The following is a 23402-nucleotide window of genomic DNA, read 5'->3' as shown; positions in this document are numbered from 1 at the left end:
TCCTCTCCGGGGTCGATGACGACTACCCGAGACCCCCCGGTTCGGCGTTATACATCCGATAACTGTGTCGTATGGAGTAGACACTCACGTTACGCACCCGGCGTGGCCAGAGCGTCGAGCGCGCTCACCCACACCGCGCTGTCCCGGGGCTCACCAGGGCCGTTCATTTCGGCAAACCGAATCAGGCCCGACCGATCGACGACGAACGTGCCGCGGTTGGCGAACCCCGCACGGTCGTTGAACACGTCGTACGCCTGCGTTACCGCGCCGTGCGGCCAGAAATCGGACAAGATCGGAAACAGGTAGCCGTGTTCGCTGGCCCACATCTTGTGACTCGGCGCCGCACCCACCGAAATCGTGAGCACCTCGGAGGTGTCGTTTTGAAACCGCGGCAGCTCGTCCCGGATCCGGCCCAACTCACCGGCACAGGTGCCGGTGAAGGCCAGCGGAAAGAACATCAGCAGCACGTTGCGTCGGCCCCGGAAATCCGACAACGTGACCGGCTGGTTGTTCTGGTCCTTGAGGGTGAAGTCGGGCGCAGTCGCGCCGATCTCCAGCGGCATGGCACGGCCTCCGTCGCCGGTCGGTGATGCGGTCGGCGTCAGCGCTGTTTCGCCGCGCGGGCCTTGGGCTGCACCAAGCGGCTCCCGGTCCAGTCGCCCAGATTCACCGCCGAGGTTTGGGTGAGTCCCGCGGTCGGCGCAGCCTCGGCGATCTCGCTGGGCTCGACATGCCCGGACTGGCCGGTCTTAGGGGTGAGCACCCAGACGAACCCTTCGTCGGCGAGTGGCCCGATCGCGTCCATCAAGGCATCGACCAGGTCACCGTCGCCATCCCGCCACCACAGCAGAACAACGTCGATCACCTCGTCGGAGTCCTCGTCGAGAAGTTCGTCCCCGATCGTCTCCTCGATGTCGGCGCGGATATCGTCGTCGGCATCATCGTCCCAGCCCAGTTCTTGAATCACCGCGCCGTGTGAGATACCGAGCTTCTGAGCGTAAGTCTGCGCGTCCCCCGCGGCGGCCACGGTGGTTTCCTCCTCCAAAAGTCCGGTCAAGTAGTGCAAGCGAACATGCTAGCGGCTCACGATGCAACCCGATCGGCAGAATTCGCCGGAGTGTTTTCGATAGCTGCGAGATCGATATCGATCAGTCGCAGCCCTTCCGGACCGCCTCGAGACTGTCGTTGAACCGCTCCTTTGCCTGGTTGACGGCCTGCACCGCATCCTGCATCTGGTCCGCCGCGGTTGCCAGCTCGCGCGCAGCACCGGCGTAGTCGGCGAAGCGCTTTGCCAAATCGGGATCGAGCGGCGGTCCGGCCGCCTGCACCCCGGCGTCCACCTCGTCGGCAGACTTGCGCAGCTCGGTGACCGCAGCCGACCGGCGGGCAGCGATATCGTCTGCTCGTTTGTTGCTGGCATCGACGAAGCCGTTGAAAGCGTCGATCGCCGGATCGGTCCGACCGAGGAACGCACCGCAGGTGTCGGCTTTGGCCTTCGCGGTGGCGGCAGCTTGCGCCGCCGCGGCGGCAGCGGACGACGACGCGGCCGCCTCCGAGCGGTAGGCCGACGCCTCGCCGGAGTTTTCTCGGGCGCTTCCGTCGACCCGGTCACCGCAGCCGGCAACCACGATCGCGATGACCGCTACTGTCATCGTGATCGCTGCCGTCATGGCGCCGGTCAGACCCGCCCGGCGATACCTCTGCTCGGTTCGCATGCTTCGTCCCCTGATCGACGTATTGGTCCGACGATGTTGACCCACGGTTCTCGCCGCTCGACGGCACCGACGTACCTGCCGACGGCACTGACCTACTGCCCGACGACGGTACTGGATCGAGCCGGGCCGGGAGATGACCGATACGCCGAGATCGGCAAGGATGAACGAGTCCGCCCGAGAACGCAACACACACGCCCAGGAGCGCACGGTGCCCCAACCATCCGACCCGGCATCCTCCCCCGCGACCATCGCTCCGACCAGCACAGACGCCGCCGGCCGGGTCCGAGTGATCCGAGAAGGTGTGGCGTCCTACCTGCCCGACATCGATCCGGAGGAGACGAGCGAATGGCTCGAATCTTTCGACGATCTGCTCGACCGATCCGGTCCCGGCCGGGCGCGTTACCTGATGTTGCGGATGCTCGAGCGAGCCGGCGAACGCCGGGTCGCGATCCCGGCGCTCACCTCGACCGACTACGTCAATACCATTCCGACCGAGAACGAACCGTGGTTTCCCGGCGACGAGGAGGTGGAGCGGCGGTTCCGCGCCTGGATCCGCTGGAACGCCGCGATCATGGTGCACCGGGCCCAACGGCCCGGCGTCGGTGTCGGTGGACACATCTCCACCTACGCCTCCTCGGCCGCACTCTACGAAGTCGGGTTCAACCACTTCTTCCGCGGTAAGGACCACCCGGGCGGCGGGGATCAGGTCTACATCCAGGGCCATGCCTCGCCCGGCATCTACGCTCGCGCCTTCCTGGAGGGCCGGATCTCCGCGGATCGGCTCGACGGTTTCCGGCAGGAGTACAGCCATGCCGGCCAGGGCGGCGGACTCCCCTCGTACCCGCATCCGCGCCTGTTCCCGACCTTCTGGGAATTCCCCACGGTATCGATGGGCCTAGGCCCGATGAACGCCATCTACCAGGCTCGGTTCAACCACTACCTGCACGATCGTGGCATCACCGACACTGCGGACCAGCATGTCTGGGCATTCCTCGGCGACGGTGAGATGGACGAGCCGGAGTCGCGCGGGCTGATCCAGGTCGCCGCAAACGAAGGCCTGGACAACCTGACGTTCGTGATCAACTGCAATCTGCAGCGGCTGGACGGCCCGGTCCGCGGCAACGGCAAGATCATCCAGGAGCTGGAATCGTTCTTCCGCGGCGCCGGCTGGAACGTGATCAAGGTGGTCTGGGGCCGGGAGTGGGATGCGCTGCTGCACGCCGACCGGGACGGCGCCCTGGTGAACCTGATGAACACCACACCGGACGGCGACTTCCAGACCTATAAGGCGAACGACGGCGCGTTCGTCCGGGAACACTTCTTCAACCGGGATCCGCGCACGAAGGAGTTGGTCGCGAATCTCACCGATTCGCAGATCTGGAACCTCAAACGCGGCGGGCACGACTACCGCAAGGTGTACGCCGCATACGCCGCAGCGGTATCGCACAAAGGGCAGCCGACGGTGATCCTGGCCAAGACGATCAAGGGCTACACCCTCGGCAAGCATTTCGAAGGCCGGAATGCGACCCATCAGATGAAGAAGCTGACCCTGCAGGATCTGAAGGATTTCCGCGACGCTCAGCGCATCCCGATCAGCGACGCCGAGCTGGAACGCGATCCCTACCTCCCGCCGTACTACCACCCCGGTCCAGATGCCCGGGAGATCCGCTACATGCTGGACCGGCGCCGAGCGCTGGGCGGGTTCCTGCCGGAACGACGGACCGCCGCCGAACCGCTGACCCTGCCCGGCGACGCCGCCTACGCCTCGGTGCGCAAAGGGTCCGGCAAGCAGGACGTCGCGACCACGATGGCCTTCGTCCGGCTGATCAAGGAACTGCTGCGCGATCCCGAGATCGGCAAGCGCATCGTGCCGATCATCCCCGACGAAGCACGGACGTTCGGGATGGATTCCTGGTTCCCTTCGCTGAAGATCTACAACCCGAACGGACAGCTCTACACCTCGGTGGACGCCGAGCTGATGCTCGCCTACAAGGAGAGCAGCGTCGGACAGATCCTGCACGAAGGCATCAACGAGGCCGGGTCCACGGCCAGCTTCACCGCCGTCGGCACCTCGTATGCCACGCACGGCGAGCCGATGATCCCGCTCTACATCTTCTATTCGATGTTCGGCTTCCAACGCACCGGCGACAGCTTCTGGGCCGCCGCCGATCAGATGGCCCGCGGGTTCGTCCTCGGCGCCACCGCCGGTCGGACCACGCTCACCGGCGAGGGACTGCAGCACGCCGACGGGCACTCCCAGTTGCTCGCATCGACCAATCCTGCTGTGGTGGCCTACGACCCGGCGTTCGCCTACGAGATATCGCACATCGTGCGCGACGGGCTGCGCCGGATGTACGGCGGCACCCGGGCCGACGACGGCGCGCCGGTGCCCGGCTTCGGTGGTGAAGACCTGATCTACTACCTGACCCTCTACAACGAGCCGTATCAGCAGCCTGCCGAACCGGCCGACCTGGACGTCGCGGGCGTCGTCCGGGGGATCTACCGTTACCGCACCGGATCGACCGAACTGCCCGCCGACGCAGCGGTGGCACAGATTCTGGTGTCCGGGGTGACCGTGCCGGACGGCCTGGCCGCCCAGGAACTGCTCGCCACCGACTGGGGAGTGCGGGCCGACGTCTGGTCGGTCACCTCGTGGGGCGAGTTGCGCCGCGACGGGGTCGCCGCCGAGCGGGACGCATTGCGAGATCCGGCCACCCCGGTGCGCACGCCGTATGTCACCACCGCACTGGCCGGAGCGGCCGGGCCGTTCGTCGCGGCATCCGATTGGTTGCGCGCGGTCCCGGACCAGATCCGACAGTGGATACCCGGTCGCTACGTGACCTTGGGAACCGACGGTTTCGGCTTTTCCGACACCCGACCGGCGGCACGGCGGGTGTTCAACGTCGATGCACAGTCGATCGCGGTGGCAGCGCTGTCCGCACTCGGAGCGGACGGGACGATCGAGCCGGGCATCGCCGCCGAAGCAGCTCGCCGCTACAAGATCGACGATCCGCTCGCGGCGCCGACCTCACTGGCCGATCCGGGTTCTGCCTGAGTATCTTGCGGACATGGCCGAACATCGTCGCCCGCCGCGACCGCGTCGGGTCGACGACAGCGGGTCGGAAAACGAGGTCTACCTGCCGACCGGGGCGCTGTCCCCACGCCGGCAACAGCGCGACCCGTTACCGGAGTCGCTGCTGAAACGGGTCAAGCAATTCTCCGGCCGCCTGTCCACCGAAGCGGTCAGCTCGATGCAGACCCAACTTCCGTTCTTCGCCGACCTGGACGCATCCCAGCGCGCCGGCGTGCAGATGCTGGTGCAGACCGCGTTGGTGAACTTCCTGGAATGGTTGCAGGACCCGGCCAGCGACATCCGGTTCAGCCTGGATGCGTTCCAGGTGATCCCACAGGATCTGGCCCGGCGGCTGACCTTGCGGCAGACCGTGGAGATGGTCCGGGTCGCGATGGAGTTCTTCGAGCAGTGGCTGCCGGCGCTGGCGCGCACCGACGGCCAGCTGGTAGCGCTCACCGAGGCAGTGTTGCGGTACGGCCGCGAATTGGGCTTCGCCGCGGCATCGGTTTATGCCAGCGCGGCCGAATCCCGCGGCGCCTGGGATACCCGGCTCGAGGCGCTCGTGGTCGATGCCGTGGTGCGCGGCGACACCGGCTCGGACATGTTGTCCCGAGCAGCGACGCTGAACTGGGACGCGACCGCGCCGGCGACGGTGCTGGTCGGAACGCCCCCGCCGAATCAAGGCGTTTCGGTGATCGGTGCCGTGCACAACATCGCGGCCCGGCACGATCGGGCGGCGCTGGCCGTGGTGCAGGGATCGCGACTGGTCATGGTGGCGAGCGGCGCGCTCACCGAAAACGCCCATCAGCAACAGGCGTCGTTCGTCGACGATCTGCTCGCCAGCGTCTTCTCCGAAGGGCCCGTGGTGATCGGCCCGACGACGGCAACGCTGAGCGCAGCCCACGCCAGTGCCACCGAAGCGCTCGCCGGGATGGCGGCGGTGAGTGGCTGGCGGGAAGCGCCCAGACCGGTGCATGCTGCCGAACTGTTACCCGAGCGTGCCCTGCTCGGCGACCCGGCCGCGCTTCGAGCGCTCGCCGACGACGTCGTCGCACCGCTGGCGTCGGCCGGCGCAGCGCTGGCCGACACGCTCGACGCCTACCTCGATTGCGGTGGCGCAGTCGAGACTTGCGCACGTCAGCTGTTTGTCCATCCAAATACCGTTCGTTATCGACTGAAGCGGATTGCCGAGGTCACGGGCCGGGATCCGCTCAATCCGCGCGATGCGTACGTACTCCGGATCGCTGCCACGGTAGGCAGGCTGGCACGATCTCGTAACGAATCAACCACACAATTCACACCTGCACCATCAGCACCATTCGACATGATCGGCAACTGAGGTAACCTGAATTGCGAGCTTGGTCACCCTCCTGACCACCGTTTCGGTGACTCTCCACAAAACAGCTTGCGAACCTTCATCCGCCCCGACATCGGTCGATCGGCCTCGCACGGTGTTTCCTATGGAACGTGATTTCGTTGCTCGCCCCGGGACAGGGGTCGCAGAAGCCGGGGATGCTCGCACCGTGGCTGGAATTGCCGGGTGCCACCACACTGCTCACCGGGTGGTCGGCGGCGGCCGGCCTGGATCTGATCGCGCTCGGCACCTCGGCCACGGCTGAGGAGATCACCGACACCGCGGTCACCCAGCCGCTGGTCGTCGCGGCTGCGCTGCTCGCCTTCGAAGCCATGACCGAGCAGGGCCTTGCCCCGAGCGATGCCGTCGTCGCGGGCCATTCCGTCGGTGAGCTGGCCGCCGCCGCCATCGCCGGCGTACTCAGCAGCGAGGAAGCGGTCCATCTGGCCGCGGTGCGCGGTGCGGCAATGGCCAAGGCGTGCGCGCTGGAGCCGACCGGGATGTCGGCAGTGCTCGGCGGCGACGAGGCCGAGGTGCTGGCGCGGCTCGCCGCGCTGTCGCTGGTGCCGGCCAACCGCAACGCGACCGGTCAGATCGTGGCCGCGGGCCGGCTGGCCGATCTGGCCACGCTGGCCGACGAGCCGCCCGCCGGCGCCCGGGTACGCCCGTTGGCCGTCGCCGGCGCGTTCCATACCGCGTTCATGGCTCCGGCGCAGGACGAGGTGCTCCTCGCGGCCGCCTCGATCACCCCGGCAGAGCCGACCCGCACGCTGCTGTCGAACTCCGACGGCCGACCGGTGACCTCGGGCGCGGACGCGTTGAACAAACTTGCCGCCCAGGTGACCCGTCCGGTGCGCTGGGACCTGTGCACCGACTTCATGCGCACCGCCGAGACCACCCGAGTCATCGAGCTGCCCCCGGCCGGGACGCTGGTCGGCATCGCCAAGCGCGAGCTGAAGGGAACCCCCACGCTCGCCCTCAAGTCGCCGGGAGACATTCCCGCGCTGGCCGAACATGTAGTGTCCGGCTAGAAAATGTCGCCTTGCAGGTAACTCTTACCTGATCACGAACGACACACGTTGTACAAACATACAAACGAAGGGACCCACGCAGTGGCCACCAGCCAAGAAGAGATCATCGCCAACCTCGCGGAAATCATCGAAGAGGTCACCGCGATCGAGCCGTCCGAAGTCACCCCGGAGAAGTCCTTCGTCGACGACCTGGACATCGACTCGCTGTCCATGGTCGAGATCGCCGTGCAGACCGAGGACAAGTACGGCGTCAAGATCCCGGACGAAGACCTGGCCAGCCTGCGCACCGTGCAGGACGTCGTGAACTACATCCAGAAGATGGAGTCGGAGAACACCGACGCTGCAGCCGAGCTGCGGTCGAAGTTCGAGGCCAAGACCGAAGCGGGCGAGTGAAACTCTGATGACCACTCCTTCCACCAAGAACGGAAGCTTTCCCGACGTCGTCGTGACCAGCCTGGCGGCGACGACGTCGATTGCTGGTGACGTCGATGCGACGTGGAAGGGCCTGCTCAGCGGCGAAAGTGGGATCGACGTCCTCGACGATCCGGAGGTCGACCAGTTCGAGCTGCCGGTCCGGATCGGCGGCACGCTCAAAGTCACGCCGGAGAGCCAGCTCAGCCGGGTCGAACAGCGCCGGATGGCGTATGTCGAACGGATGGCCGCGGTGCTCGGTCGCGAAGTCTGGCGCAATGCCGGCAGCCCGACCGTGGATCCCGACCGGCTGGCCGTCGCCATCGGCACCGGCCTCGGCGGTGCCGATGCGCTGATCGACGCCACGGACAAGTTGAAGAACGGCGGATACCGTAAAGTCTCGCCGCTGGCCGTGCAGATGACGATGCCGAACGGGCCGTCCGCGGTCGTCGGGCTCGAGCTGCAGGCCCGCGCCGGCGTGGTCACTCCGGTCTCGGCCTGCTCATCGGGCTCGGAGGCGATCGCCAATGCGTGGCGGATGATCGTCATGGGCGATGCGGACATCGTGGTCACCGGCGGGGTCGAAGGGCATATCTCGGCGGTGCCGATCGCCGCGTTCTCGATGATGCGGGCGATGAGCACCCGCAACGACGATCCGCGCGGCGCCTCCCGACCGTTCGACAAAGATCGGGACGGTTTCGTCTTCGGCGAGGCCGGCGCGCTGATGGTCATCGAAACCGAGGAGCACGCCAAGGCCCGCGGTGCGACCATCCACGCCCGGCTGATGGGTGCCGGTATCACCTCGGACGGGTTCCACCTGGTGGCACCCGATCCGGAGGGCACCGGCGCAGCTCGGGCGATGACCCGGGCGATGCAGACCGCCGGACTGTCCAGCCAGGACATCGGCCACGTCAATGCACATGCCACGGCGACGCCGATCGGCGACCTTGCCGAGGCCAAGGCGATCAACAAGGCGGTCGGCAACCACGCCTCGATCTACGCACCGAAGTCGGCGCTCGGGCACTCGATCGGCGCCGTCGGCGCGCTGGAATCGGTACTCACCGTGCTCAGCATCCGGGACGAGGTCGTTCCGGCGACGCTGAACCTGGCCAACCTCGACCCGGAGATCGATCTGGACGTCGTACACGGCGAGCCGCGTCGGCAACGGATCGACTATGCCCTGAACAACTCGTTCGGGTTCGGTGGGCACAACGTCGCCCTGGCCTTCGGCCGCTACTGATCCCGTCCGGTTACCACCCCTGCTGGAGAAAGCCATGACCGTTCTGGCCACCGGCCACCTCGTCGAAGCGCGTCGGGCGCAAGCAACCGAGGATCCGCGTGATCCGCTGTATCGATTGACACAGCTCTTCGACGCGGGCACCACCGCGGCGCTGCACGACCGGGATTCGTCCGGGGTACTGGCGGCGGTCGGTGAGATCGACGGTGTCCGTACCGTCGCCTACTGCTCGGATGCCACCGTCATGGGTGGCGCGATGGGCGTGGTCGGCTGTCGGCACATCGTGGCCGCGATCGATACCGCACTGGCCGAGCAGGCGCCGGTGGTCGGGTTGTGGCACTCCGGCGGGGCGAGGTTGGCCGAAGGGGTCGAGGCCCTGCATGCGGTCGGCCTGGTGTTCGAGGCGATGGTCCGCGCCTCGGGACAGATCCCGCAGATCTCGGTGGTATTGGGTTTCGCGGCCGGTGGTGCCGCCTACGGGCCTGGTCTCACCGATATCGTGATCATGGCCCCGGAAGGCCGGGTGTTCGTCACCGGTCCGGACGTGGTGCGGTCGGTGACCGGCGAGCAGGTGGATATGGCCACCCTCGGCGGCCCGGCCACCCATACCCGCAAGTCCGGGGTGGCCCACATCGCCGCCGACGACGAGAACGACGCCTTGCGACGCGCCCGGCGGCTGGTGACGATGCTGTCCGATCAAGGCAGCTTCGATACCGCGGCGGCCGGGCTGGGCGACGTCGACCTGAAGGCGATGTTGCCGGCCTCGGCACGCCGCGCCTACGACGTCAAACCGATCGTCGCCGGCCTGCTCGACGGCCTGCCTGGCCCGGACGGAACCAGCGAATCCTCCTTCGAGGAACTCCAGGCCGACTACGCCCGGTCGATCGTCACCGGATTGGGTCGGCTGGCCGGCCGCACCGTCGGCGTACTCGCCAACAACCCGATCCGGCTCGGCGGCTGCCTGAACTCCGAGAGCGCAGAGAAAGCCGCCCGCTTCGTCCGCATGTGCGATGCCTTCGGTGTGCCGCTCGTGGTCCTGGTGGACGTCCCCGGCTATCTGCCGGGGGTCAGCCAGGAGTGGGACGGCGTCGTGCGCCGGGGGGCGAAACTGCTGCACGCCTTCGCCGAGGCCCGCGTCCCGCGGGTGACCCTGGTGACCCGCAAGATCTACGGCGGCGCCTACATCGCGATGAATTCTCGCGCGCTCGGCGCCACCGCGGTATTCGCGTGGCCCGAATCCGAGGTTGCGGTGATGGGTGCCCGAGCTGCGGTCGGTATCCTGCACAAACGCACACTCGCGGCCGCCGCCGAGCACGAACGCGAGGCGTTGCACGATCAGTTGGCCGCCGAGCACGAAGCGATCGCCGGCGGGGTGACTCGCGCGGTGGCGATCGGCGTGGTGGACGACATCATCGATCCAGCACATACCCGGTCTCGACTGACCGCCGCGTTGGCCGCCGCGCCGGTGCGGCGCGGCGCGCACACAAACATCCCGCTCTGACCAGGCCGCCGCGCGTTCAGCCCACCTGCCGGCGCAACCACGTCACCTCGGCACACTCACCGCCGCTACGGTAAGGCTCCAACGCTTCATCCCAGGCGGTGCCGAGCGCGGTGTCGAGCTCGGCCCCGATGCCTTCGATACCGCTGTCCCGAATGGCGCGCAACCGCTGCTCGCCGACCATGATGTCGCCGTTCGCGCCGGTGATGCCGTGCCAAAGTCCGAGACCGGGAACGAAGCTGTATCGCTCGCCGTCGACCCCTTCGCTGGGGTTTTCGGTCACCTCGAACCGCAGCATCGACCACGAGCGCAACGAACTAGCGATCTTGCCAGCGGTACCGACCGGTCCAACCCAGTTGCTTATCGCGCGCAACTGACCGTCCGATGCGGGCTGTGCCGACCAGCGCAGGGCAGCCGGCGATTCGAGTGCAGCGGTCAACGCCCACTCGATATGCGGGCACAGAGCAGCCGGCGCTGCGTGGATGTACACAACGCCGGTAGCCGAGTCCGCGAACTGACTCAATGCGCGCACCACGAACACCTCCAGCTTCGACGAGGGACGTCTTCCCCAACGGCCTACGTCGCACAGCGGAATGTCGTGCCGCCACCTGAATCAGCGGTGACTACGCGCCCTAGTCTGCCCTGTGCGACCCCTGCTACGCCAGCCGGACGCGCCCGAACCGAGAAACAACTCGGTCACCACTGCTCATGCACCGCCACGGCCCTTCACCTGCCAGCACTGTCACCTGCCAGCTCGGCGAGGACGGCATCCGCGAGCGCGGTCCACCGCGGCTTGGCCCAGTCACCGAACGGCCGGTCGGTCAACCCCACACAGGCGACGCCGGCGCGCGGGTCGGCCCACAGTAGCGTGCCGGACTGCCCGAAATGGCCGAACGTCGCGGGCGAGTTGCGGGTACCGGTCCAGTGCGGCTGCTTGTCACCACGGATCTCCGGGCCGAGTCCCCAGTCGTTGGGTCGCCTGATGCCGTACCCCGGCAGAAGACCGACCAAGCCGGGAAACTGCACTGCATGCGCCGCCGCCGAGGTCTGCGGCGCGATCAGCCGCGGCGCCTGAAGTTCGGCGGCGAACGCAATCAAGTCGGCCATCGTGGACCGGGCTGCGTACCCGGCCGATCCGGCAAGCACCGTAGCCCGCATACCGAGCGGCTCGAAGACCGCCTCGGCCAGGTAGTCGGGGAACGGTATCCCGGTGGCGGCAGTCACCGTCTCGGCGAGAATCTCGTATCCGGCACTGGAGTAGATCCGCCGGGTGCCGGGCGAGGCATGTACCTCGCGGTCGTCGAACCCGACTCCGGATGCGTGCGATAACAGATGCCGAACCGTGGCACCGGCCGGGCCCGCGGGCTGATCGAGCTCGATCGCCCCCTCTTCCACCGCCACCAACACGCCGTGCGATACCAAGAGCTTGGTGACCGACGCCAGCTCGAAGACCCGATTCGGGTCGCCGACCGAGCCGGCCACCCGTCCATCCGAATGCACCACCGCCGCTGCGGCTGCGGGGACCGGCCAGTGCTGCACCTGGAGCAGAGAATGCACCCGAGTAAGCCTACGACCTCGGGCTAGGATGCCGATGTGACGGACCGCGACAACACCTCGAGCCGCTGGGCCAATCCGGCTTGGCCGGTGGCCGGAGCGGTCGGCTTCGTGTTGTGCGCAACCATTTTCCTGGTGCTGTATCTGCTCGGCTGGCTGACCATCCGTACCGGTAGCCAAGTACTCGGCCTGTTGGTGGTGTGCCTGGTCCTGGGGTTCGTGCCCGGGGCGATACTGTCGGTGATGGGCGATCTCGTGCGCAACATGCGGGCCGCTCGTCCCGTACCGTACCTCAACGACGGCTGGACTCAACTGCGCGGTCGGTGTGAGCGCGCGTACGAGCGCTTCCAGAATGTCGTCGCCTCCGCCGAAGTGGATCCGGTCCGCGACCGACTACGCAAGCTGGCTGCCCGACTGGCCGACCAGCTGGAACAGGTGCGGTCGGTGACCGACTTCGGCCGTAACCTCGACGCCTACGCCGACGCCGACGGGCCGGCCGAGCCCACGGCCGTGGCGGTATGGGACCAGGTCACCGCGGCGACCACCGCGTTCGAGCGCAGCGCAACTGCAGCCGAGGCACTGCAACTGCGGGCCGGCGCCGGCCGGGCCGGGCTGGCCACGCACACCGCCCTGGACGCGCTCGAGGCCGGTCTCCCCCAGTTGCATCGCAGCTGACCCGGCGGCGCAGCGATCAATTCCGGTCGGCGTCGGTGTAGCGGACAACTCCGCGAATGTTTTTTCCGTCCAGCATGTCTTGGTAGCCCTGGTTGACCTCTTCGAGTCGGTAGGTCCGGGTGACCATGTCGTCCAGATTGAGCTGACCCGACTTGTAGAGCCGGAGCAGTCGCGGGATGTCACGGCGGGCGTTGCCCCCACCGAAAATGACCCCCTGCACTCGCTTCTGCAGCATCGCCAGCAGGAAGTTGTTCTGTTTGACATCGAAGTCGGTCATGTGCCCCATCGCGGTGACCACACATGTGCCGGCCTTGGCCGTCAGCGTCAGCGCCGGTTCGACCAGCTCGCCGCGCATCTCACCGACCGTGATGACGGTCTTCTCCGCCATCCGCCCTTCGGTCAGTTCCATGACGGGCAGGATCGCCGCTTCCATGCTGTCGAACGTGTGCGTGGCGCCGAACTTCATCGCCTGTTCCCGCTTCCACTGCTCCGGGTCGATCGCGATCACATTGGTCGCACCGGACAGCACCGCGCCTTGCAGCGCACTGATCCCCACCCCGCCCAACCCGACGATCACCACCGTGTCGCCCGGCATCACGTTCGCCACGTTGGTCGTGGAACCGAAACCGGTCGGCACCCCACAACCGACCAGGCAGGCCACCTCGAACGGAACCGTCGGATCGATCTTCACCACCGAGGTGTGGTGCACGGTCATGTAGGGCGCGAACGTGCCGAGCAGACACATCGGGATCACGTTCTGTCCGCGCGCCTGGATCCGGAAGGTGCCGTCACTGATCGACTGCCCGGAGAGCAGCCCCATGCCGAGATCGCAGAGCGCCATCTGCCCACTCACGCAGGCCGGACAACGTCCGCACGCCGGGATGAACGACAACACCACGTGGTCGCCGACCTGCAGGTCGGCCGGCACGTTCGGGCCCAGCGCGGTGATCACGCCGGCACCTTCGTGTCCGCCCATCACCGGGAATGCCGGCATCGGCGTGGCACCGGTGACGATGTGGTGGTCGGAGTGGCACATGCCGGCGGCTTCCAGCTGGATCTGCACCTCGCCGGAGACCGGGTCCCCGAGTTCGATCTCTTCGATCGACCACGGCTCGCCCAATCCCCACAACAGCGCACCCTTGGTCTTCATTCGCCGGCCTTCCGTCGTGATGTGGTGCCCACCACACTACGACAGAACTGGAACACGTTCTACTACCGGCCGGGCCGCGCGGCGACGCCGATCAGATCAGCGACACCGCCTGGTCGAACAACGCGAGGGTCAACGTGTGCAACGTGTCACCGACGTCCTTCGGCGCCTTCCCGGCGAATGCCCGCGCGTGCGTGCCTTCCAACACGATGCCCAGCTTGAAGCAGGCCAGGACGGTGTACCAGTCGACCGCGCTCAGGTCTCGATCGGAGAACTCGCGGTAATGCCGGACCAGCTCGTCCCGACTCGGCAAACCGCCGGCAGCAGCCAGCGGCGGCACCAGCACGCTGCACGCGCCGGATGCCGGCCGGGTCGCGATCTGCCAGCCCAGATCGAGCAGCGGGTCACCGATGGTCGACATCTCCCAATCCACCAGAGCGGCCACCTCCGGGCCGTCGTACCGGAACATGATGTTGGCCAGGTGGCAGTCGCCGTGCAGAATTCCCGGCCGGCCCTGCTCGGGCTGATTGTCGGTGAGCCAGGACGCGACCCGAACCAACCCGGGGATCTGCGGCCCGGGGTATCCCTCGTTGGTCGAGTACGACTCCAACTCGCCGAGCCAGCGTGGCACCTGCCGATCCAGGAAGCCGGCCGGCTTGCCGTAGCCGTCGAGGCCGACCGCGACGTGATCGACCTGGCCGAGCAGTGCGATCGCGCGCACCGCGGACAACCCCATCGCGTGCCGTACCTGCGGATCGGCAGCGTGCAGCGACGGGAGCGTGGCCGCCGGGCTGAACCCCTCGATCGGCTCCATCAGATAGAAGACCGCCCCGCCGAGCACATCGGGGTCGGTACAGGCCGCTACCAGGCGGGGCGCCGGCACGTCGGTCGTGCGCAACGCCTCCAGCAGGCGAGCCTCGCGGAGCATCACGTCGTTGCTGCGCGGCCGCAGGTGACGCGGGCCGCGGCGCAACACATAGTCCCGGTCGCCGCGGGTGAACCGCAGCATCACGTTCTGAGTGCCGCCACCGATCGAGGTGACGTCGGTGATCTCTCCCGACGGAAGGCCGTGCTCATCCATCCACCGCGAAACCACGTCGAGGTCGACGCCCTGCGCCCCGGCTGTGTCCTGTCCTTGGGCAACCATATGTCCCATTCAACACCGGCTGTCCGACTCGGCCGACCGACACCGCCCGAGCCGTGGCCGAGCGATAGGATAGGCAACATCGACCGGCCGTAGCGCCGGGCTCGGGGGGTGTGTTCCGGTAGCTTCGGTTTTCTCAGCCGACACCGGCGGTGCGACCGTGTTGATTCCGTCGCCGAGGAAGAGTTCGACGGACGGCGCTGAAAGCTGCGTCGCGGTGGTGCGCGTGGCGACAGAAGGGACGAACGTGACGGTCTACGACCAGATCGGCCTCGGGTACGCCACCCGGCGCACCACGGACGAGCGCTGGATGGCCCCGATCCGGTCGGCGCTCGCCGGCGCGGCACGAGTGGTGAACGTCGGGGCCGGTACCGGGTCCTACGAGCCGCCCGAGACGGTGCTGGCGATCGAACCGTCCGCCGCGATGATCGCGCAACGGGCAGCCGGCACGGCACCTGTGGTGCGCGGCGTCGCCGAGCGCCTGCCGTTGGGCGACGGTGTCGCAGATGCGGCGCTGGCGGTACTGACCGTGCACCATTGGGCCGACTGGCGGCGCGGGCTGGCCGAGCTGAAGCGAATCGCTCGGCGTCAGGTGGTGGTGGCCTACGAGGTGGCCGATTCGCTCGATTTCTGGCTGCTCGACTATCTCCCGGAAATCGCCGAGGTGGAGCGGAGCCGTCCGACCACGGCATCGGCGATCGCCGACGTCCTCGAGGCGGGCTCGGTGATCCCGCTACCGGTGCCGTGGGACTTCACCGACGGCGTGCTCCTCGCCCACTGGCGGCGACCGGAGGCCTATCTCGATTCAGCGGTCCAGCGCGGCTGCTCCGCGCTGGCACAACTCGATCCGGACGCGCTCGAGCATGGGCTGAGCCGGCTGCGAGCGGATCTCGAATCCGGCCGCTGGGCACAGCGATACGGCGAGCTACTCGGCCAGCAGACCTACGACGGCGGCTACTTCCTCGTGGTCAGCGAGCACGACGGCGGGTCGAGCTCGTTCCGGGCGCAGGACCTCCGGCTGCAGGACCTGCAGGATCGGTGGAGTTGATCCCGGCAAACCGGGACAGCGACGATACGCCGGGAATCGCCGACAGGGTGCGGAACAGATCGGTTCCCATGTCGACCATGGCTTCCAGCCGCGGTAGCAACAGGTCGAGGGTACGGAACATCGGGTCGCCGAGCGCCATCAACCGCTCGGCTCGGTCGAGCGTCGTGTTGAGCCGCTCGGTGGCTGCGGCGAGATTCTCCACCAGGTCGGGTAGTTGCGCCGCGAGCTGAGCGGATGCCGGTGGTAACCGCATCGCCCCAGCGGCAACGGCCTGCGCCGTATCCACCGCTGCTTGGGCTGCGGAGAGAATATCGCCGGGGTTGGGCACCTTGGGACTGGTCATAACGCAACTCTGCCGGATAAGTCCGGCGCCCACCACCGGAACACGCCCGACCTAGCCGGCCGCCGCCTCCGACACTCCGACCGGCGCGGTTTCGTCGGGATTGCCGAGGATCTCGTCTTCCCAGATCGCCGGCCCGGACGCAGCCTTCACCGCATCCAGCTGGCCCCGAATACCCAAGAGCTGAGCGATGATTCGGCCACGGAGAACGCGAGACTTGTCGTAGAACTCGTTGGCCTGGCTCAGCTCGGCATCGGCACGGCTGTTCGCATCGTGCAACATCCGCGCCGCTTCGGCCTCCGCGGACTCGAGCCGACGCCGTGCGGCGGTGGTGAACTGGGCCTCCAGCTCGTCGTGTTCTTCGGTCAGCTCGACTCGGCGAGCGCTCAGCGCCGCCTCGAAGTCACGCTCGGCGGCCTCCCGGTCGGCCTTGGCCCGGGACCGTACCGCATCCGCTTCGGCATGCGCCGCTTCGATCAGGCCGATCGCTTCGGCGCGAGCACGCTCCAGGGTCGAGTCGTAATCGGAATCGATACCTTCTCGTTTCGAAACGGCGTCGGCCAGCTTTTCCTCGGCCTCGGTGCGTAGCTCTGCGGCTCGCTTCTCCGCGACGGTGATCTGGTCGCTGGTGTCGACCCGCGCGCCGGCGCGAACTTCTTCTGCCTCTTCATGAGCCAGCTGCAGCATTCGGGCGACGCGCTCGCTCATCCCGTCGGTATCCACCCGACGGGTAGCCATCCGCATCACCTTGGCGCGCAGCGAATCGATCTCGGCCCGCACCTGGTCCAGCTCGACCTTGAGCGCGCGTGATCGCTCGGCAGCCTTGTCCCGATCGTTCTCCGCGGCACGCAACTCCGTCTCGGCGCGAGAAACTCGACGTCGGACCTCGCCCGGGTCGAACCCGGGTCGAACTTCTTTGAACGGCAACGACCTCACGTTTGCGACCTCACCGATTCTGTTCATCTCGAATGATCACCGACTTCGTGCCGTCATTGTCAGAAAGTATCGTACCGCGGGTCGGCATTCGGGTAGGAGGAAATCGCTCTCGACTCCCGATCTTACGAGATACCCGGCAGATTCCCCAGAAGGCCCTCGACCGCAGACGAAAAAGTGGTATCGGTCCGGTAGAACATCAGACACCATGCGACTCGGCACGCGGCACCCCTCCCGAAGGTCGGCACGACGACCAGGAACATGCAGATCACCGATGGGTCACGGACAAGCCCGATACGACGGTCTGCACTACCTGTGAGGTTCATGGTACGGAACTTCTCTGCAAACGCAGCAGACGCCGCCCGCGAGATCGCGGGCGACGTCCGTTGGGAGTCGAATTCAGGCTAGAGCGGCGTGACCGCCGTCGCCTGCGGACCCTTGGGGCCCTGCTCCACCTCGTACGAGACGCGCTGCTGCTCTTCCAGGTTGCGGAACCCGTTGCCCTGGATCGCCGAGTAGTGCACGAACACGTCACCGCTGTTGCGGTCGTCCGGAGCGATGAAGCCGAAGCCCTTTTCGCTGTTGAACCACTTCACGGTTCCTTGTGCCATATGTCTTGCTTCCTTACTTAGTGATGCTGGCGATTCCGGGTCGGTATCGCCCTGCGATCGCCGCCGGGTTCGGGTTTCAGAACCCGGCCGGCGTCGTCCGGTCCGGCTGGTCGGAGAATTCCAGCCGACCGCTTTGGTCACCGAAATCCTCTGCGTCGGAATAGTTCTCCTCGTTCGACGCATGTGAGAACAGTCCGTCGATGTTCATCGGAGTCAACCCCTCTCGAGCCGATGGGATCAATGGATTCGCCGGCGACCGCAATGCGGCTCGCGAACGAGCATCGATTCGGACACCGAGGAAAGGGGAGAATCGGGCGGTACATCATGACCGTCCGAGCACGTGTCGCGAGCGCTCCTTCACCGCGCCTGTTCTGGACCGAGACCCACCCGACAAGGCCGACTTCGGCGAAATGCCGACGACCCGAGGTTGAGCCCGGACCTGAGCATACGCTATAGGCTCTTCAGATTACATCCGACGTGATATACGCCTCATGCGGATTCGTCACGATCGAGCCCCGAGCGACGATCGGCCTGCAGGCGTAGCCCGGCCAGCAGCAGATCGAGTCCGGCGCGAAACTGATCGGCATCGTCGTGGCGCGCAAATTCGTCGACGATCAGATGCACGAACGGGAATGCGGCAGGCTCCAGGTCCCGCCAACCAGCGGCGACCCGAGTGAGGTACTCGTCGCGACCGACGGAACCGTCGAGTACCTCCTGCGGCGGACTCTGCCCCAGATCCACCGCCGTACCGATCACGAAGCCCAGGATGGCCGACACGGCGTGAAAGCATTGGCGCGCAGTGAGGTTCAAGCGCATCACCTGCCGGCCGAGTCGCTCGTAGAGCTGCAGGCCACGCGGTTGCAGCTCGGTGTTGCGCATGAAATATGCACCCAGCCAAGGCCGGGCGACGATCGCGTCGAAGACGGTCGTCGCCATGGCCCGTAGCTCGTCGATCGGGTCCGGCCCGGCACCGTGATGCTCGATGGCGACGAGCGCTTCGGCCAGCGCGTGGTCGGTGGCACGATCGAGCAACTCGTCCTTGTCGGCGACGTACCAGTAGATGCTGGCCACCCCACCCCCCAGGCGGGCGGCCAGCGCCCGGAAGGTGAGCGCCGACTCCCCCGCTTCGTCCAGGATGGCGACCGCCTCGGAGACGACGGCATCCATCGAGTGCGACGCCCTGCGCCGGACCGCGCGAGTGCCCGGTTCAGCTGCGGCGCGCGCGCGTGTCCGCCGACCGGAACGTGAGGTGGCCATCCATGTATCCCATCACACCGTTGCGCCCTGTCGAACGCTGTTCTATCGTATCGAATGTTGTTCGATAATCGAACGGCGTTCCATCACATTCGCTCACGCGTAGGAGGTGTTCCCCATGAACCCCACCGGCTTCTCCATGAACTCCACCACTACGCCGCCTCGCACCTACACCTCGCTGCGCGCGGCCTGGATCCCCCTGTTCGCACTTTGCCTGGCGTTCTTCGTCGAGATGGTCGACAACACCTTGCTCGGGATCGCGCTGCCGACGATCGGCCGCGACCTGGGCGGCGGCACCACGGCACTGCAGTGGGTCAACGGCGCCTACTCGCTGACCTTCGGTGGGCTGCTGCTGACCGCCGGCTCGATCGCCGACCGGCTCGGCCGCCGCCGCGTGTTACTGGTCGGGCTGGCGGCATTCGGCCTGATCAGCCTGTTCGTCGCGGTAGTCGACACCGCCGGTCAGCTGATCGCGCTGCGCGCCGCCCTGGGCGTGGCGGCCGCAGCGATGGCGCCGATCACCAACTCGCTGGTGTTCCGCCTGTTCGACGACGAAGCCCTGCGGATGCGCGCGTTCACCGTGATGATCGTCGTCGGGATGAGCGGCTTCATCCTCGGCCCACTGCTGGGTGGTACCGCGCTTGCCCATGTGCGCTGGGAGTGGCTGCTGCTGGTGAATGCGCCGATCGCGCTGATCGCCTGGCTCGGTGTGCGGCTCGGTGTCCCGGCCGATCGGTCCGAAGACCTCACCGAAGACTCGCTCGACGTGCCGGGCGCACTGTTCAGCATCGTGACCACCGGTCTGGCCTGCTACACGTTGACCAGCGGCGTCGAGCACGGCTGGCACGCCGGCACCACCCTGGCCTGCGCGGCCGGCGCCGTCCTCGGGCTGACCGCGTTCGTCCGGCACGAGCGACGGACCGCCGAGCCGATGCTCGACCTCGCCGTCTTCACCGATCCCACCGTGCGCGGCGCCACCCTGGCTCAAATCGGGACCGCCACCGCGATGGCGGGCGTCATGTTCGGGCTGATCCTGCACTTCCAGTACGCCTACGGCTGGAGTCCGGTGCGGGCCGGGCTGGCCAACCTGCCGCTGATCATCACCATGATCGCCGCGACGCCGATCTCGGAGCAGCTCGCGGCCCGATACGGCCACCGCATGGCATGTTCGATCGCCGCGGCGCTGCTGGCCGGATCGTTGCTCGGCCTGGCCTGGGGAGTCGAACACGGCTATCCGGCGATCGCGGTCTGCATGGTGATCTTCACCGTCGGGCTGCGCACCGTGATGACGATCTGCGCGGTCGCCCTGGTCGGCGCGATGCCCGACAATCGCACCTCGCTCGGCACCGCGCTGAACGACACCGCGCAGGAAGTCGGTACCAGCATCGGTATCGCGGTTGGCGGCACGCTGATCGCGGCACTGGTGACCACCACGCTGCCGACCGGAATATGGAGTGACGAGCTGGTGGCTTCGTTCTTCCACGGCGAACGCGTCATCTACCTCTCCCTCGCCGTGGTCGTCGGCGTACTCGCGGGCTGGGGCGCCTCGACCCTCACCGACTCCCGAGCGACCGACGAGCACCCCTGAGCCGAGCGGCCGCCAGACAACCCATGATCAACTCGACCGGACCCTGCATGGAGCTCCGTCCAGGCGGGATGAAACCGCTCGTCGATAACGCGTAGCAGCGTCCGCAGCTTGTCGCACTGCGCTGCTATACAGATCGCGCAGCAACTGACAGGGGGCCGAAACGTCATGACCGCTGATCCGACTCGCGATGAAGTACGCCCGCGAAGCTGGGCAGACGCGTTTCCGTGGCTGGCGGGCGTGGCTGGTAGCGGGGCTGTCGACTGGTGGAGTGAGCGCATCGACAGCACCGATCCCACAACCCGACAGTCACGGCTCGCACGAATCTCAGCTCTCGCCATGGAGCGATCGACCCGATCGACTATCGGTGAGATCTTCCCCGGTCTGCCGACCGACGTCGACATCATCGGCCTGGACATCCCGGTACGCGCTCGGAACATTCTCGGAAAAGACGGGCGCTCGGAACCAGGCCGCCTGCAGGCGACGACTCTTGCCGACATGCTCGCGTGGCAACAGATGGGAGTGGGCACGGCTACCGCGATTCTGCATGCGCTCGCAGATGCTTCGACATCGGCAACGACGCCCAGCATCAGGGCAGCGCCCGCACCGGACATACCTGCCGAATCAGCGCCCGAAGCTGAACGAGCCGGATGGGTCGACTCGCTGGTCGACGACTTCACCAGAATCGCCGATTGGTATACCAAGGTCGGAAAACTCGATGAGCCATTGATCGGCGGCCAGGTGGCCTGCGGAACTCCAGACGAGATAATCGAGGCCCGCCGGCGCATCGAAGCTCTCCGTGTGAGTGACATTCTGAATGAACGAGACACGGACCGCGATATCGCGGCGCTGTTCAACGACGCTTTCGGGGTCCTCGATGCCCGGGCATCCGGGGTTCTTGCGACGCGACTTTTCGCCGACAACCCTGCCACGCTCGATCAGATCGGCCAGAAGTACGAGGTCAGCCGCGAGCGAATCCGCCAGATCGAGGGGAAAGGTCGGGACACGCTGACGACCCTTATCGCCGAGGAAGGCCCCCTCGAGCTGGCCGCCGAAACCGCGCGCGAGCTCATCGGAACCATCCGCCCCCTCGATGACTTGCTCGAACTGATGCCGGCGCTGGGCAACCAGGTCGAACGAGTGGGCCAACCCGCGTGGCGGGTACTCGACCGACTCGACGATGCATACGAGATCGAGGACGGTTGGTGCGTGGCACCCACCATGAATGCGGTGCTGGAACTGACGCGAACTCGACTTGCCGAACGAGCCAACGGATACGGCGTGATTCGGCTCGAGGAATTGGATTTGGTCCAGTCGAGTCGGCCGGAGCGTAGACCGGACCGCAATGCGTCATGGCTGACCCATTGCGGCTACATCGTCTGTGGCGAGCATGTGCTCACGCGGACGTCATCGGTCGGCGACTACGCGGCCGCCGTGCTGTTCCTCGAAGGTTCTCCGATGAGCTCGCACGACATCGCGGACCGCTTCGTCGTCGATCGCAGTGTTCGGTCGCTCGGCAACGTGCTGGGCGGGGACGATCGCTTCGAGCGGGTCGACCGGGATCGCTGGGCTCTCAAAGAATGGGGAATGGAGGCGTACACCGGTATTCGTTCGACGATTCGTGAACTCGTCACCCGCGCCGGGGGGCGCGCACGTTTGGATGACGTCGTCGAGTACATCACCGGTCGGTACAGCGTCAGCGGTAGCAGTGTTATTGCCTACGCCGCCGCAGCACCGTTCACGACCAAAGACGGGATTGTCCAGCTCGGCGGCGAAAGAACTGCGCGAAAGTCACCGAGGCGAACGCGGCGGCTGTTCCGCCAGGCTGACGCGTGGGCATATCGCGTGCGCATCACGACCGATCACCTTCGTGGCAGCGGTTCCGTCGCGCCGATCGCGATTGCAACGATCCTCGGTCTCGAAGAAGGACGGACCGTACAGCTCGATTCCCGGCTCGGCCCCCAGGCGGTTGCATGGACCGGTATCCAGCCGTCGTTCGGCACTATCCGTCGATTCCTTCTGGACGAAGACGTGACGGCCGGCACGGAGGTGTTTCTCATCATCCATGACAACCGCAGATTCAGCTTCGAGCAGGCACATGACCAGGTCGGTGACTCCCTCGCCGACGCCCTCACGCTGGTCGGAGCACCACCCACATCCGATCCCGCCGCGGCACGTGTTGCGCTCGCCGGCGCGGTCGAACTGCCCGCCGACGCTCCGGTGTCCGGCATCATCGGGGATTACCGTGCGCGCGGCGACGACGACGTTGCCGACCTGCTGCTCACCATTCGCGAGCAGCTGGAGATCGGCCATATCGTCGCCGATCGCGAGCACAATACGGATGTCGATGAATCCCCGACCTGCTATCGAGGACGACATCGTCGAGAACCGTGAGCGCCCTCTCCGGCGTCGAGCGGCAACCGCTCACTCTTTCCCATCTACAAATACCTTCCGCAGAATCGCAATCGAAATTTCGATAGCCTGCAAGGCGCGCTCACCTGTCGCCTCCGCCTTCGGCCCTGGCTTTCCAGAGCAATGATCACTTCGAGACCGAGTTCGTCGAGCCGGACAAACGTGGTCGGATCAGGCCGGGCGAAGGTAGTAGCGTCGAGCACCTACCCGGCATCGACGCGCCAGTCCAGCCACTCACGCGGATCTACACCACGCCTACACCCTCGTCTACGATGAGCCAGTTTGTGGTCAAGACCGATCTGAGGCAGGACTCAGTTCTGAGCAGGATGGTTTTGTTGAACTCAGGCAAGAGGTGGACGTGTTACCGAGGGATAGGCGTG

Annotated in this window: 22 protein-coding genes; 10 read left to right on the top strand and 12 right to left on the bottom strand. The window is 66.6% G+C overall.

The window, feature by feature from the left end:
• Positions 1-89 precede the first annotated feature (89 nt).
• The 3 genes from KV203_RS06435 to KV203_RS06425 all read right to left on the bottom strand — a co-directional run bounded on the left by KV203_RS06435 (position 90) and on the right by KV203_RS06425 (position 1715).
• A complete protein-coding gene (locus KV203_RS06435; RefSeq protein WP_066468954.1) occupies positions 90-563 on the bottom strand; it encodes a peroxiredoxin in 474 nt (157 codons plus the stop codon).
• 38 nt (positions 564-601) lie between these two features.
• Positions 602-1027, bottom strand: coding sequence for a DUF3052 domain-containing protein (locus tag KV203_RS06430; protein WP_066469204.1), 426 nt, complete (start codon positions 1025-1027; stop codon positions 602-604).
• A 121-nt stretch (positions 1028-1148) separates the two neighbouring features.
• Entirely contained in the window at positions 1149-1715 is a 567-nt protein-coding gene (locus KV203_RS06425; protein ID WP_066468955.1) for a hypothetical protein, read from the bottom strand.
• A 247-nt stretch (positions 1716-1962) separates the two neighbouring features.
• Between KV203_RS06425 and aceE the strand changes: the two genes are divergently transcribed.
• The 6 genes from aceE to KV203_RS06395 all read left to right on the top strand — a co-directional run bounded on the left by aceE (position 1963) and on the right by KV203_RS06395 (position 10322).
• Positions 1963-4770, top strand: a complete 2808-nt coding sequence (gene aceE, locus KV203_RS06420) for a pyruvate dehydrogenase (acetyl-transferring), homodimeric type (RefSeq protein WP_444544592.1) — start codon at positions 1963-1965, stop codon at positions 4768-4770.
• Positions 4771-4783: 13 nt separating this feature from the next.
• The gene (locus KV203_RS06415) at positions 4784-6127 is read left to right on the top strand and encodes a PucR family transcriptional regulator (protein ID WP_083529939.1); all 1344 of its coding nucleotides are present in this window, start codon (positions 4784-4786) and stop codon (positions 6125-6127) included.
• A 128-nt stretch (positions 6128-6255) separates the two neighbouring features.
• The gene (locus KV203_RS06410) at positions 6256-7173 is read left to right on the top strand and encodes an ACP S-malonyltransferase (protein WP_066468957.1); all 918 of its coding nucleotides are present in this window, start codon (positions 6256-6258) and stop codon (positions 7171-7173) included.
• 81 nt (positions 7174-7254) lie between these two features.
• Positions 7255-7566 (top strand): meromycolate extension acyl carrier protein AcpM, encoded by a 312-nt coding sequence (gene acpM, locus KV203_RS06405; RefSeq protein ID WP_066468961.1) that lies wholly within the window; start codon positions 7255-7257, stop codon positions 7564-7566.
• A 7-nt stretch (positions 7567-7573) separates the two neighbouring features.
• The gene (locus KV203_RS06400; protein WP_066468963.1) at positions 7574-8824 is read left to right on the top strand and encodes a KasA/KasB family beta-ketoacyl-ACP synthase; all 1251 of its coding nucleotides are present in this window, start codon (positions 7574-7576) and stop codon (positions 8822-8824) included.
• Positions 8825-8858: 34 nt separating this feature from the next.
• The gene (locus KV203_RS06395; protein WP_066468966.1) at positions 8859-10322 is read left to right on the top strand and encodes an acyl-CoA carboxylase subunit beta; all 1464 of its coding nucleotides are present in this window, start codon (positions 8859-8861) and stop codon (positions 10320-10322) included.
• Positions 10323-10338: 16 nt separating this feature from the next.
• Here KV203_RS06395 and KV203_RS06390 read toward each other — a convergent pair whose 3' ends face one another.
• Both KV203_RS06390 and KV203_RS06385 read right to left on the bottom strand, forming a co-directional pair.
• Positions 10339-10851: a DUF3145 domain-containing protein gene (locus KV203_RS06390; RefSeq protein WP_066469206.1), complete on the bottom strand. Its 513-nt coding sequence runs from the start codon at positions 10849-10851 to the stop codon at positions 10339-10341.
• Positions 10852-11045: 194 nt separating this feature from the next.
• On the bottom strand, positions 11046-11876 hold the full coding sequence (locus tag KV203_RS06385; protein WP_066468967.1) for a serine hydrolase domain-containing protein: 831 nt from the start codon (positions 11874-11876) through the stop codon (positions 11046-11048).
• A 36-nt stretch (positions 11877-11912) separates the two neighbouring features.
• On the opposite strand from KV203_RS06385, the gene KV203_RS06380 reads away from it, so the two are divergent.
• The gene (locus KV203_RS06380; RefSeq protein WP_066468968.1) at positions 11913-12548 is read left to right on the top strand and encodes a hypothetical protein; all 636 of its coding nucleotides are present in this window, start codon (positions 11913-11915) and stop codon (positions 12546-12548) included.
• Between the two features lie 16 nt (positions 12549-12564).
• Here KV203_RS06380 and KV203_RS06375 read toward each other — a convergent pair whose 3' ends face one another.
• Together KV203_RS06375 and KV203_RS06370 are read right to left on the bottom strand one after the other, a co-directional pair.
• On the bottom strand, positions 12565-13698 hold the full coding sequence (locus KV203_RS06375) for an NDMA-dependent alcohol dehydrogenase (protein WP_066468969.1): 1134 nt from the start codon (positions 13696-13698) through the stop codon (positions 12565-12567).
• Positions 13699-13789: 91 nt separating this feature from the next.
• Entirely contained in the window at positions 13790-14842 is a 1053-nt protein-coding gene (locus KV203_RS06370; RefSeq protein ID WP_066468971.1) for a phosphotransferase family protein, read from the bottom strand.
• Between the two features lie 244 nt (positions 14843-15086).
• On the opposite strand from KV203_RS06370, the gene KV203_RS06365 reads away from it, so the two are divergent.
• On the top strand, positions 15087-15887 hold the full coding sequence (locus KV203_RS06365) for a class I SAM-dependent methyltransferase (RefSeq protein ID WP_083529956.1): 801 nt from the start codon (positions 15087-15089) through the stop codon (positions 15885-15887).
• Here the strand turns inward: KV203_RS06365 and KV203_RS06360 are convergent.
• The 5 genes from KV203_RS06360 to KV203_RS06345 all read right to left on the bottom strand — a co-directional run bounded on the left by KV203_RS06360 (position 15808) and on the right by KV203_RS06345 (position 18938).
• The gene (locus KV203_RS06360) at positions 15808-16230 is read right to left on the bottom strand and encodes a hypothetical protein (RefSeq protein ID WP_083529940.1); all 423 of its coding nucleotides are present in this window, start codon (positions 16228-16230) and stop codon (positions 15808-15810) included. The genes KV203_RS06365 and KV203_RS06360 overlap by 80 nt on opposite strands.
• Positions 16231-16281: 51 nt before the next feature.
• On the bottom strand, positions 16282-17163 hold the full coding sequence (locus KV203_RS06355; RefSeq protein WP_157079753.1) for a coiled-coil domain-containing protein: 882 nt from the start codon (positions 17161-17163) through the stop codon (positions 16282-16284).
• 401 nt (positions 17164-17564) lie between these two features.
• Complete coding sequence (locus KV203_RS06350) at positions 17565-17771, bottom strand: cold-shock protein (protein WP_066468975.1); 207 nt, start codon at positions 17769-17771, stop codon at positions 17565-17567.
• A 76-nt stretch (positions 17772-17847) separates the two neighbouring features.
• Complete coding sequence (locus KV203_RS19925; protein ID WP_255246937.1) at positions 17848-17979, bottom strand: hypothetical protein; 132 nt, start codon at positions 17977-17979, stop codon at positions 17848-17850.
• A gap of 281 nt (positions 17980-18260) precedes the next feature.
• The gene (locus tag KV203_RS06345) at positions 18261-18938 is read right to left on the bottom strand and encodes a TetR/AcrR family transcriptional regulator (protein ID WP_066468976.1); all 678 of its coding nucleotides are present in this window, start codon (positions 18936-18938) and stop codon (positions 18261-18263) included.
• 226 nt (positions 18939-19164) lie between these two features.
• Between KV203_RS06345 and KV203_RS06340 the strand changes: the two genes are divergently transcribed.
• Positions 19165-20613 carry an MFS transporter gene (locus tag KV203_RS06340; RefSeq protein ID WP_066469208.1) on the top strand — a complete coding sequence of 483 codons (1449 nt, stop codon included), beginning with the start codon at positions 19165-19167 and terminating at the stop codon, positions 20611-20613.
• A gap of 165 nt (positions 20614-20778) precedes the next feature.
• Positions 20779-23004 (top strand): sigma factor-like helix-turn-helix DNA-binding protein, encoded by a 2226-nt coding sequence (locus KV203_RS06335; RefSeq protein ID WP_083529941.1) that lies wholly within the window; start codon positions 20779-20781, stop codon positions 23002-23004.
• Positions 23005-23402 lie beyond the last annotated feature (398 nt).

This window comes from Skermania piniformis, from assembly GCF_019285775.1.
GTDB lineage: Bacteria > Actinomycetota > Actinomycetes > Mycobacteriales > Mycobacteriaceae > Skermania > Skermania pinensis.
This window is presented reverse-complemented; position numbering and strand designations above follow the sequence as displayed.